General features: G+C 46.2%; 11 protein-coding genes. 1 reads left to right on the forward strand and 10 read right to left on the reverse strand.

Annotated features, from left to right (window positions below):
- The 10 genes from EGV91_RS17245 to EGV91_RS01205 form a co-directional block, all read right to left on the reverse strand.
- Positions 1 to 198 (reverse strand): hypothetical protein (locus tag EGV91_RS17245; RefSeq protein WP_206662861.1); only part of this gene is annotated, 198 nt, incomplete at its 3' end.
- 66 nt (positions 199 to 264) lie between these two features.
- Complete coding sequence (locus EGV91_RS01165) at positions 265 to 1,515, reverse strand: dicarboxylate/amino acid:cation symporter (protein ID WP_135500346.1); 1,251 nt, start codon at positions 1,513 to 1,515, stop codon at positions 265 to 267.
- 402 nt (positions 1,516 to 1,917) lie between these two features.
- Positions 1,918 to 3,243, reverse strand: a complete 1,326-nt coding sequence (locus EGV91_RS01170; RefSeq protein ID WP_135500347.1) for a hypothetical protein — start codon at positions 3,241 to 3,243, stop codon at positions 1,918 to 1,920.
- Positions 3,244 to 3,255: 12 nt separating this feature from the next.
- Positions 3,256 to 4,281, reverse strand: a complete 1,026-nt coding sequence (locus EGV91_RS01175; protein ID WP_135500348.1) for an ABC transporter ATP-binding protein — start codon at positions 4,279 to 4,281, stop codon at positions 3,256 to 3,258.
- A 16-nt stretch (positions 4,282 to 4,297) separates the two neighbouring features.
- Entirely contained in the window at positions 4,298 to 5,260 is a 963-nt protein-coding gene (locus tag EGV91_RS01180) for an ABC transporter ATP-binding protein (protein WP_135500349.1), read from the reverse strand.
- A gap of 20 nt (positions 5,261 to 5,280) precedes the next feature.
- A complete protein-coding gene (locus tag EGV91_RS01185; RefSeq protein ID WP_421958234.1) occupies positions 5,281 to 6,177 on the reverse strand; it encodes an ABC transporter permease in 897 nt (298 codons plus the stop codon).
- Between the two features lie 23 nt (positions 6,178 to 6,200).
- Positions 6,201 to 7,115, reverse strand: coding sequence for an ABC transporter permease (locus EGV91_RS01190; protein ID WP_135500351.1), 915 nt, complete (start codon positions 7,113 to 7,115; stop codon positions 6,201 to 6,203).
- 44 nt (positions 7,116 to 7,159) lie between these two features.
- Positions 7,160 to 8,710, reverse strand: coding sequence for an ABC transporter substrate-binding protein (locus EGV91_RS01195; RefSeq protein ID WP_135500352.1), 1,551 nt, complete (start codon positions 8,708 to 8,710; stop codon positions 7,160 to 7,162).
- Complete coding sequence (locus EGV91_RS01200; protein WP_135500353.1) at positions 8,707 to 9,948, reverse strand: M20 metallopeptidase family protein; 1,242 nt, start codon at positions 9,946 to 9,948, stop codon at positions 8,707 to 8,709. The genes EGV91_RS01195 and EGV91_RS01200 overlap by 4 nt, the downstream gene beginning before the upstream one ends.
- Positions 9,948 to 11,324: a M20/M25/M40 family metallo-hydrolase gene (locus EGV91_RS01205; RefSeq protein ID WP_241666081.1), complete on the reverse strand. Its 1,377-nt coding sequence runs from the start codon at positions 11,322 to 11,324 to the stop codon at positions 9,948 to 9,950. Before EGV91_RS01205 ends, EGV91_RS01200 begins: the two co-directional genes overlap by 1 nt.
- 172 nt (positions 11,325 to 11,496) lie before the next feature.
- On the opposite strand from EGV91_RS01205, the gene EGV91_RS01210 reads away from it, so the two are divergent.
- A partial coding sequence (locus tag EGV91_RS01210) for a M20 family metallopeptidase (protein WP_135500354.1) occupies positions 11,497 to 12,508 on the forward strand: 1,012 nt, incomplete at its 3' end.

Genomic DNA, 12,508 nt, shown 5'->3' on the forward strand with positions numbered 1-12,508 from the left:
GTGCGCTAATTTATCATCATAGAAATATCGTAATAACATAGAATGATTCCCCTTTTCTTGTTGTTTGTTATTGTTAATTACAATATACCCTATAGGGTATATGTTGTAAACCAATCTGCTCCAATTTTTCTTTTCTTTTATATTCAGGCGTTGAAAATCGTTGATGCGGCGATGCATGAATTGCTTGAAAATATTCAAAAAAATCCCCCTGTCCTGCCAGACAAGAGTCAGTCTGACAGGACAGGGGGAGCTGGTTGTATTCAATTACGCGTTGACTTCTTTTTCCTGAATCGCTTCGGATCGGTTTTTCTCCGTTTCCGACACGTATACGGCACAAGCCGCATCGCCTGAAATGTTGATTGCGGTTCTCGTCATATCAAGCAAACGGTCAATCCCGAGCACAAGCCCGATTCCCGCTACCGGAAGATTGACGCTGCCAAGCACCATCGCCAGCATGATCAAACCGACTCCAGGTACACCTGCAGTTCCGATGCTTGCCAGGACAGCGGTCAAGACGACCGTCGCCAATTGGGTCATCGTCAAGTCAACACCGTACGCCTGTGCGATGAACATCGTCGCAACGCCTTGCATGATTGCTGTGCCGTCCATGTTGATCGTTGCGCCAAGCGGCTGGACAAACGAACTTATCGATTTAGGTACACCCAAATGCTTTTGGGCAACATCCATCGAGACAGGCAAAGTCGCTGTACTGCTGGACGTACTGAATGCCACACTCATTGCCGGGGCAAACTTCTTGAAAAACCAGATCGGGTTTTTCTTCGCCAACAAGCCTACGGTTCCGCCGTAAGTGAAAATAGCGTGGATGAACAACGCAGCCAAGACTACCGCCATGTATGCGCTCATCGCTTTGATGGCCGACAGCCCCTGTGAACCGATAGCTGTCGCAATCAAGCCGAATGTTCCATAAGGAGCGAACTTCATCACGATGCCAACAAGATACATCATAATATCATTGCCTTGTTCGACGAGATTGACAATCCCTTTCGTGCGCTCTCCCAGCGCAGTAAGCGCCAAGCCGATGAATACGGCAAAAACGATAATCTGCAGCATATTGCCGTTCGTCAGTGCTTCAAGCGGGTTTTTCGGAATGATGTTCAATAAAGTTTCGGCAACAGAAGGCGCTTCTTCAGAATCGAATTCTGCGGTTTCCAGATCAAAATCTCCCGCTAGTCCCGGTTGGACGATTGCGGCGAGGCCAAGGCCAATTACTATTGCAATAGTAGTGGTCACGAGAAAATAAGTGATTGTTTTAAAGCCGATCCGGCCCAGTTTCGCAGGATCGCCAAGTCCTGAGGTTCCCAGGATTATCGAAAAGAATACTAGCGGCACGACCAGCATGCTGATCAAGCTCAAAAAGATTTGGCCAAGCGGCACGAATAAATATGTATTTAAAGTATTAAAAGCGTCAGGTGCAAGCAGATTGATAAGTAAACCTGTGATGGCACCTAATATTAATCCGGCAATTACTTTTACAGTCAAACTTTTTTTCTTCATTCAAATCTTCCTTTTCTTCTGACATAGGCAATAGTTTACCTCAAATCGAAAAGGAATTATAGCTTTAAGTAATTATCTGAATTGCGCTTTTATAAATATACTACTATAGCATTATGTCGTGTAAGAATTTCTAACCACTTTAAAGAGGCAACCTGCGAATTTTTGGGCAGCTATTTCCCAAAACTGCAGAGTTTCGGAAATTGAGCACTAAATCGTTCCGCACCTTCCTCTTCTCAAGAATTTCACAACTTTGCTTTTGCTTCCACATCAGTCTTTCAACAACGCTTTCTTCATCTCAATCGGGCTTACCCAAACCCGAAATCACAAGTTCAGCGAAAATCGAAAATGAGCCATATTTCGTATGAATAAAAAAAAGCCCTATTCAGGCTTTTTCACACGCATTCATTTTTCTTCACCAAGAACCAGCTCGTAGACTTTTTTAGGTCTTCCGCGTTTGCCTTGGTTCAGATCTTCTTTAAGGCTGCGAATCAGCCCCATCTGTTCCAGTTCACTTAATATTCTCCTGGAATTGCGGTCTGTGTTTTTCAAAAGCGATGACATCATTTCACTGCTGAAATACGGGATATTCTTTAATTTTACGTATTGATAAACTTTCATCGGAATATTTTCACGGTAGCCATGCGTTTTCAGAACAGCTTCCCAGTAGACAGGGAGCTTCAGATTCGGCAATGCATTTGTATTGTCCTTACCAAGAGCACCAGTGTTGATTCCTTCTTCATCAACGTAGATGATTGTTCCGGCGGCTTCTTCATTGGCGTATTCAAAAGCCCGTTGGACATGTTGTTCAGCATCATGAATCGTGTAGCCAGAGCCGATTCCGATGTGAAAATCCAAAGTGGTCCGCATAGTGATTTCATTTACCATTTTTGAAAATGTGCGCTCAGCTATCAATAATTCGTAATCCCCTTGGGTGGCATAGATGAAATGCACACCACCGCCACGATTTATCAAAGATCCATTCAATTTCCTCGCAATTTGCAGCAATTCAAGTTCTAGTTCAAGCTCTTTCTGCTTTTCTGCAAAGTCATAGACCGTCTTTTTGCAAACCCGCCCGCCTTCGACCAATTGAAAACCGATAATGACCACTTTCTGCTTTTCATAGACATGGCTTTGAGCGCGAGAAACAAGCAAATCCAATACTGTTTTGATGGCTAATTTTGAAGGCACCACTCGATAGCAGGGAATTCCAAGCTTTCTTAACGCCAAATACACTTTCAATAAGCAGGTCAGTGCAACTTCCGCTTTTCCAGCCTTGTAATTTTGGAAATGGAAATCAATGATTTCGTCATAATCTTTATACCCTTGGTACGAAAGCAATTCGAAATTGATTTTGTCCAAATGGTATTCAGAAAAAAGCGATTTGACAATGCCTTCGTCCACGGTATCCAGGCTCATATGCGAAACGAAGCGGCCATGCTCCTGCATGACTTGCAGGCAGGTGCCAAGAAGCGCCATACCGTGGAGAGGAGGATAAGAGGCTTCCTGCTCCGTAATCAAGCCTTTTTCCAAGCAATAATGATAAGGCGTTTGTCCTGAAAAGATCCATTGCGTCACTTCATAGCGATGTTTGGACATGATTCCCGGCAATTGCTCCGAACCAAAATACTCGAATTCAACCAATTCAATCCTCGAATCCAGCTGGGCGACTTCCCTTATGATTTGCAAAGAGTCTGGAGGACCGATTGCCCCAATTCGGACTTTCATCATGTTTGCACCTTCTTATTTCACTTTTTTGATATCCGGCAATACATTTGTATCTTCATTCACCAGCGGATAATGGCATGCAACAAAATGGGCTGGCAGGATTTCCCGGTATTCGGGCATATCTATCTCGCATTTTGCCTGGGCGTACGGGCATCTCGGATGGAATGGGCAACCCGGGGGTGGATTGCTCGGACTCGGGATTTCCCCTTTGATCAATTGATGCTCTTTTCGCAGCCTCGGATCCGGTATTGGTACAGAATCCAGCAAAGCATGTGTATACGGGTGCAGGGGATGTTCGAACAATTCATCCCTGTCAGCAAGCTCCACCATCTTCCCTAAATACATGACGCCGATACGATCGCTGATATGGCGCACCGCAGGCAAACCATGTGCTATAAAAATATAAGTCAAATCCATTTCTTTTTGCAACTTTTTGAGCAAATTGAGGATTTGCGCCTGGATTGAAACGTCGAGCGCCGACACGGCTTCATCGCAGACAATTACTTTGGGCTTTAATGCCAATGCCCGCGCAATTCCGATCCGCTGCCTTTGCCCGCCGCTGAATTCATGGGGATATAATTTCATCTGGTGCTCCCGCAACCCGACGAGCTTCAACAATTCGCTTACTTGTTTCTTCAATTCTTTTCCAGAAGCCAAGCCATGGACCAGCAACGGCTCCCCGACCAGTTCTTCGACTGTCATTCTAGGATTCAAGGATGAGTAGGGATCTTGGAAAATCACTTGCAGGTCGCGCCTGGCTTTACGGAGCTCTTCCTGTGTCATTCCGGCGATATCCTGGTCCTGGAAATAGATATGCCCTTCTGTCGCGTCAAGCAAGCCCAGCATCAAAGAACCGGTTGTCGATTTGCCGCACCCTGATTCTCCTACAATACCCAAAGTTTCACCTTTGTAGACTTTAAAATTCAAGCCGTCTACAGCTCTGACAATGGTTTTCGTTTTTTTGATAAAACCTTTTGACATATCAAAATGTTTTTTCAGGTTTGTCACTTCCATGATCACCTGATCTTCGACGACGTTCATATGATCCCCCCTTGCCTTAAACTTTTATGCAGCGTTTCGCATGATTTTCTGAAACATACTCTAATGGAGGATGGATTTTCGTACATTCGATATCCCCTATCGGACAGCGCGGGAAAAACTTGCATCCAGTCGGCATATCGGCCGGATTCGGCACTGTTCCTTCTATAGAATACAATTCATCCACTACGTCATGGATTTTTGGTATGGAAGCCATCAGGCCTTTTGTGTACGGATGAAGCGGATTTTCAAATAGTTCGTAAATCGGTGCTTCTTCCACGACTTCTCCTGCATACATGACAATGACACGGTCCGCAAGTTCTGCCACCACACCCAGGTCATGGGTGATGATCATAATGCTGGTATTCGATTTTTCTTTTAAATTGCGCAATAATGTCAGAATCTGAGCTTGAATCGTGACATCGAGTGCAGTTGTCGGTTCATCAGCAATCAATAGCTTTGGATTGCAGGATAAAGCCATCGCAATCATGACACGCTGCCGCATTCCCCCTGAAAGCTGATGCGGAAACCGGCCCATCACTTTTTCAGCATCCGGGATGCCGACTGTCTCAAGCATTTCAATGCCTTTTTTCTGCGCCTGCTCTTTTGACATTTTATAATGCAAAATCAACGTTTCCCTTAATTGATAGCCGATTGTAAAAACCGGATTCAATGCTGTCATCGGCTCCTGAAAAATCATGGCAATTTCTTGGCCGCGCAATTCCCTGTATTGTTTTTTGCTTAGATTCCTCAAATCTTTATCTTCAAAGTGGATGTCGCCTTCGTAGACTTCGCCATTTGCAGGCAAGATACCCATTAACGCAAGCGATGTAACGCTTTTCCCGCTTCCTGACTCTCCTACAATAGCTAATGTTTCACCTTTTTCAACGTCAAAAGTGACTCCGTTTACAGTAGACACATAGCCGTCTTCCGTTTTAAAGCGGACTTTCAAATTTTCTACTTTTAAAAGGCTGTTATTCAAAACCAAGCCACCTCCTTTCATTAATCTTTGATTTTCGGATCCAGTACATCTCTCAGCCAATCGCCAAGGAAAATGACTCCCAGTACTGTAACGGTGATGGCAATCCCTGGGAATGTAGCTACCCACCAGCTGGTTGCGATATATTCACGGCCGTCGCTCAACATCAGCCCCCATGAAACATCCGGCGGCTGAATGCCCAGGCCAAGGAAACTTAAACTCGCTTCCAGTATAATTGTCGTGGCCACGTTGAGCGTGGCGATTACGATAAATGAGGATAGAACGTTCGGTAAAATATATTTCGTAATAATTCGGAAATCTTTCGCTCCGATTGCTTTGGCAGAACGCACATAATCGCGTTCTTTGATGCTGAGCGTTTCACTGCGTACCATACGCGCATAGACGACCCATGAAGTACCTCCAAGCACCAGTATCAACGTAATGAGACTTGGCCCCATGACTGCAAGAATAATCAGCATGAACAAAATGTTCGGAATTGCCAGCAGGGAATCGACTGTCCGCATGATAATGAAATCCCATACTTTGCCGTAATAGCCAGCAATCAATCCGAGTGCCATGCCGATGGCCCCCGCTAAAAGGACCGCACTTATGCCAATCAATAACGATATTCGAGATCCGTAAATAATTCGGCTTAAGACGTCACGCCCTAAATTATCCGTTCCCAATAGAAATTCCGTACTTCCGCCTTCAAGCCAGAATGGCGGGAGCAGACGATTTATTACATCCGTCTTGGCTGGATCATTGTCTGTCAATAACGGAGCGAAAATGGCCATGAGAACCACAGCTACCACAATAATCAGGCCGACCATGCCGGTTTTGCTTTTCAGCAGCCTTTTCCCAAGCCTCTTCAAGGAGGACTGGGGTTTGACTTTTTGTTCATTTGCAATTGGTTCTGTTATTTCCGTCAATGCCCTGACCTCCTTTAATCGTATTTAATGCGTGGATCCAGCAAGCGATACACTAAATCCGCAAACAAATTGCTTAAAATAACGAAAATGGCAATGATGAAAGTGGCGGCCTGGACGACAGCCATATCTCTCAAGTTCACCGACTGAACCAGCAATTGGCCAAGCCCCGGCCAAGCAAATACCGTTTCCGTGATAAGCGTGCCGCCTATCAGCGTAGACGTTTGCAAAGCCATAATCGTCACTACGGGAATCAGCGCATTCCGGAAAGCGTGCTTATTGACGATGATCGCTTCCCCCAGCCCTTTGCTTCTGGCTGTGCGAATAAAGTCCTGCCCTAAAATTTCCAGCATGCTGGACCGAATCAGACGAGTCATTTCTGCTGCGATGCCCGTTCCGAGAGTTATTGCTGGCAATACCAAATGGCCCAATGTGCCTCTTCCAGAAACAGGGAAAAATTGAAAAGTCACAGATAATAACAGAATCAGCATGATGCCAAGCCAGAAACTCGGCATTGCTTTGCCTAAAACCGCTCCACCCGTGATGAAAAGGTCCAAAAAGCTATTGCGTTTCACAGCTGACAGGATTCCGAGCGGAACCGAAATGATAATGGCAACAATCATCGAGGCAATGGCCAGTTCAAGTGTCGCCGGAAGCCTTTCAAGAATCAGATTCAGCGCATCGGTATTGTAGCGGAACGAGTCACCGAAATCCCCTGTCACCAAATCCCTTAAATAATTGAGGTACTGGATAGGCAGCGGATCATTGAATCCCATCGCTTCCCGCAAGGAATCGCGCTCTGCTTCTGTCGCGGTCTCTGGCAGCATCAACGATACCGGATCGCCTGTGACGCGCACCAGCAAAAAGACGATCAGCGTGATCAGCAGCAGGACCGGAATTGTTTTAACCAGGCTTTTCAAAAAATACTTCATGCCAAACCTCCCCTATTGAAAAAAAGAGGGCACGCCCCCTTCTTTTACTTCAATGTAATTGAATCCACATAGAACATTTCATTCAAGCGCGGTTCGAAATTCAGCCGTTCGTTGATGCCAGTAATAGCATCCAATTGGAACATATAAATTTGTGGGCGATCTTCCGCAATCAATTCTTGAGCTTTCTGATACTGCTGCGCTCTTTCGTCAGCGTCCATATTCTGTTCCGCTGCCAACAACAGATCGTTTACTTCAGGGTTATTATAATCCGATTCACCCGCGGCTTCTTCCGTTGTCAGGCGGTCAAGCGCAAGCGATGCATCGAACATCGAGTTGCCGTAGCCGATGTAGAACATTTCACCGAATCCTTTTTCCTGGTATTTCTGGTTGAATGCGCTCCATTCCATCAACTCCAAGTTTACAGTGATGCCAACTTCAGAAAGCATTGCAGTAACCAATTCAACTGTTTCTTTATCTTTCAAATAACGTCCGTTCGGTGCGCTAAGTGCAAGCTCGAAGCCATCTGCATGCCCTGCTTCTTCCAGCAATTGCTTCGCTTTTTCTGGATCATAAAGGGATTTACCGTATAGATCTTCATTAGCACCGACGTTCCCTGGCGTTACACGAGTGCGTGTAACTGTTCCAGCGCCTTCAAGCAACGAATCGACAATCGCTTGTTTATCAATCGCCAAATCGATAGCCTCGCGGACTTTCGGATCTCCCGTCACGCTGCCTTCATCTGTGCGCAGCGTAAACATCATGACTCGCTGCGTTGGTGATTGGACAGCTTTTACACCGTCTGTGTTATTGATGCGTTCAACATCTGTCGGCGGGATATTGACAGCAACGTCCACTCCGCCTGTCAGCAATTCAGAAACACGCGTCGAATCTTCTGGAATGCTGCGGAATACGACTTCTTCCCATTTCGGCGCTTCGCCGAAATATTCCGTATTAGCTTCCAGCGTCAAGCGGTCGTCTTTCTTCCATTCTTTGAATTTATAAGGGCCTGTACCGACTGGCTGCTCCAAGAACACTTCCCAGCCTTCCGTTTCGATATAGTCTTTTGGCAGGATTCCTGAACCCAGACGGGACAATCTGTTCAATAATGCAGGTTCCGGATTTTTTGTGATGATTTCAAATTCGTAGTCTCCAAGAACTTTCACTTCCTGGATTTGGTTGTAGTTTCCATGCTCCAGCAATGTATCATCTTTCGCGATTCTTTCCAGCGTGTATTTCACATCATCCGCCGTCAGGTCTTCCCCATTGTGGAATTTGACGCCTTCTTTCAATTTAAACGACCAGGTTTTGTCATCAACATTTTCCCAACTTTCAGCTAAATCAGGCTTGAATCCTTCTTCGCCATCATTCGTCAAAAGATAGTTGAACATATTGACGTGGACAGCTTCTGTTGATGTCGTATTGTGGTCATGGATATCAAAAGACACTACATCTGTACCATTGGCGATAACCAATGTCTTGCTGTCACTCTGCTCGACAGGCTCTTCGCCTTCAGCCCCGCCGCTTTCTTCTCCGCCCGAACATCCGGCCAACACGACTGCCAAACTCAGCATCAATCCCCAAAGACTTTTCTTCATCCTTTTTCCCCCTCAGTTTGTTTTAAATAATTGCTTGCCAATAAACTCAACACGGATATGCCATAAAGAAACGATTGTTCGTCGACATCGAAGCGGCTATTGTGGTTTGGATAAGCCGTGTCTTTGCCATTTTCTGTTCCGAGGCGGAAAAATACGGAAGGCACTTCTTGCGAAAAATAAGCGAAATCTTCGCCTCCCATTGAAGGAGCGGATATTTTCAATGCCCCTTCCCCATACAATTCGCCAATTGCGTCTTTAAGCAGCCCGCGCATTTCGGCATCTATTTTAATAGATGGTGTAATGAATTGATAATCCAGTTCGCAGTCTCCCCCGAAACTTCGGGCAATGCCTTTCGCAATCGCTTCGATGCGTTCGGGCATCAGTTGCCGCGTCTCTGGCTTCAGCGTCCGTACGGTACCTTTCACCAGGACCGTGTTTGGAATGATTGTCGCTTTGCTGCCAGCTTCTATCTGTCCGAAACTCAGCACCACCGAATCCAATGGATCCGTCTGCCTGCTGACAATTTGCTGGAGCGAAACCAAAACTTGCGCTGAAATCATAATCGGGTCCACCGTTTGATGAGGATGGGCGGCATGCCCCCCTTTCCCAGTCACTTTAAGTTCAAAAATGTCGACAGCGGCACAGCTATACTCCGCTGTAGTAACTGAAAACTCACCGGTTTTCAGCGTCGGGTGGACATGCAAGCCGGCCATCGCGTCTACTTTTGGGTTAGCCAACACACCATCTTCAATCATCGCCGCGGCACCTTCACCTATTTCTTCAGCCGGCTGGAAAATCACCTTGAGCGAACCGCTTGGCAATCCTTTGTCCGCAAACAGCTTTGCCACTCCCAGCAGAATCGCGGTATGCGCATCGTGCCCACAAGTGTGTGCAGCGCCTGCGTTTTGGCTTCGGTATTCCTTTTCTATCTCATCTTCCATCGGCAGAGCATCCATATCAGCACGAAGCCCGAATACTGGCCCCGCCTTTCCGCTCTCCAGCAATCCCACAACACCTGTTTTCCCTACATGCTCCTGAACTTTGTAGCCCCATCCCCTCAACAGATCCGCTACAATTCCCGCTGTGCGCGTTTCTTGAAAAGATAACTCAGGATGCGCGTGCAAATCTCTGCGAATCGTTGTAATTTCTTCAAATAGCGAAGAAATTGAGCTATGCAATTCTGGATGCGTTCTTTTCAACTCTTGGAATCCACGGGTTTCTCCGCCTATCACAGCCATTATCGAACACCTCCTTCAGATGGCTCAAATTGGCGGCTGAATTCGAAAACGAGCGCCGCAATCATCTTGATGCCATCGATGTAATCTTCGACATTAATATTTTCATTGGGTGCATGGTTATTGGACTGGAAATTGCCGACTCCGAAAGAAGCTGATGGAATTCCCAGGGCCTGGCACAGTTCGTACATCGGGCCGGTTCCAGGTGTATTCGGGATGATATTCGGCTTTTTGGCGCTGTATTTCTCCGCAACCGCAATCATCGCTCCTGCAATTGCTTCTTCCGGATGGCTTCTTGCTGCCCTTTCAGAGCTTGTGACCTGAATCGCAATATCTTTGAACCCTTGGGCATCCAAATGCGCCCTCAACTGCCGAAGAACCTTTTCCGGATCTTGTCCAGGAACCAGGCGGAAGTCCAGTTTAGCCATGGCTTCCGATGGCAATACCGTCTTTGTCCCTTCACCTGTATAACCGGAGGAAATTCCACAGATATTGCAAGTCGGTTCAAAAATATGCTTGCGCTTCAACTCGGTTCCTTCCAAATCCAACACGAATTTATCGAGCTCCAGCTTTTTCAGGATTTCCTCTTCCTCCAGCCGGTACTGCGAAAGCAATTGATCTTCAAGTGCTGTGACCGGCTCGATATCATCATAAAATCCCGGTATCAATATTTTTTCATCGGCATCTTTCAGCGTATTAAGCGCCCACACCAATTTCCATACCGGACTTTCAATAATAGCGGCCTGCGCAGAATGCAGATCCGTATTCGCACCTTTCAAGCGAAGCTCGACATACAACATGCCTTTCACGCCAAGGCTCACTTGCACTGCGCCATCCGCATCGCGGTAGCCAAATTCCCAGACACAGCCGTCAGACTTGATCTTGTCAGCATATTTCTTAGCGAACTCAGGCAAGTTGAGGCTGCCGATCTCTTCTTCGCCTTCAAAGATGAATTTAATATTCACTGGGAGTTCTTCTCCGCATTGTTGAATGGCATGCAATGCCGCAAGGCGGGCAATGAGGTTGCCTTTATTATCAGCAACTCCCCGGGCAAAAATTTTCCCGTTTCGGATATCCGGCTCAAAAGCAGGTGTTTCCCACAGCTCAACCGGATCTTCTGGCTGCACATCGTAATGGTTATAAAAACTTAGAGTTTTATCGGATTTCCCTATCATTTCTGCAAATACCACTGGAAATCCGGAGGTCTCCAGCTTTTCCGGTTTTAACGAAAACGCTTCTTCAAACAATTCGTCCAAGTAGCCGACAGCTTCTTCCATTCCGCGATTTTGAGCGGCTACACTCGGAATCTCGCAAAAATCGGTCAGCCACTTTATGTACATCTCCCGATTTCTTTCAATGAATTCTTCGATATCCTGCACGCTTTTATCAGCCCCTTTTAATTAAGGAAAATTTCCTTAATGTTTTTTATAACTTTACTAGGTCTGTGTAGCGCGTGTCAATGTAATATTTAGTTTTTTCAAAATAAATTGATTTATCTTTCTATTTATGTTTAGGTATAAATATAATGAAATAAGGAAAGGAAATGATAAAATGAGCGTTTTTTATGAATATCTGGAAGAGAATAAAGCAAAGATCAAAGATCAGCTTCTCCAATTGGTGAAAGCGGAGTCGCCCAGCCACCGCAAAGATAAAGTTGATGAATGCGGCGTTATTTTAAAGGAAATATTCCAAAATAATTTAAATGGCAATTGGCAGCTTCAAGAATTTGAAAACTCAAATGCCGGCAACCATTTGCTGTTTTCCTTGAAGGAAGATTCAAATAAGCCTCGTTTCTTGTTCTTGAGCCATTTTGATACAGTCTGGGAAGTCGGTGCGCTGCCGATCGTGGAAAAAGGCGACGATATTTATGGCCCCGGCATATTCGATATGAAAGCTGGACTTCTTTCTTCTATTTGGGCCATTCGCTCACTTCAGCAGGAGTATACTGAATTGCCGTTCTCCCCGGTCTTTCTCTTCACCTCAGATGAAGAAGTGGGAAGCACGACTTCAAGGAAGCTGATTGAAGAAGTTGCCCAGACTTGCGACGCCGTCTTCGTGATGGAGCCGCCGGTATCAGGCACTTTCGCGTTAAAAACCGAAAGAAAAGGCGTCGGCCGCTATACTTTAAGCGTAAAGGGCGTCAGTGCGCATGCCGGAAATCACCATGAAGACGGAGTCAGTGCCATCCATGAACTGTCCCAGCAGATCATTAAACTGGAACAGCTGACAAATTACGAGCAAGGCACAACTGTCAATGTCGGCGTGATCCGAGGCGGCACCAGCAGCAACGTCGTGTCTGCAGCGGCGGAAGCGGAGATCGATTTCAGGGTGACCAGCCATGGCGAAGCCGATAAAATCATCAAAGCCCTCGAAAGCTTAAGCCCTTTCAACAATGCAGCGGAATTGGCGATTTCCGGGGAACTGAATCGTCCTCCTATGGAAAAAAGCGAAAAAAGTGTACGTTTGTACCAGAAGGCCCTATTGGCAGGCAAACGTTTAGGGATTGAGCTGCAAGAAGCGAAAGCCGGCGGCGGCAGCGATGGCAATTTCACTGCTGCGCTGG

Source organism: Planococcus koreensis (assembly GCF_004761975.1).
GTDB classification, from domain to species: Bacteria; Bacillota; Bacilli; order Bacillales_A; family Planococcaceae; genus Planococcus; species Planococcus koreensis.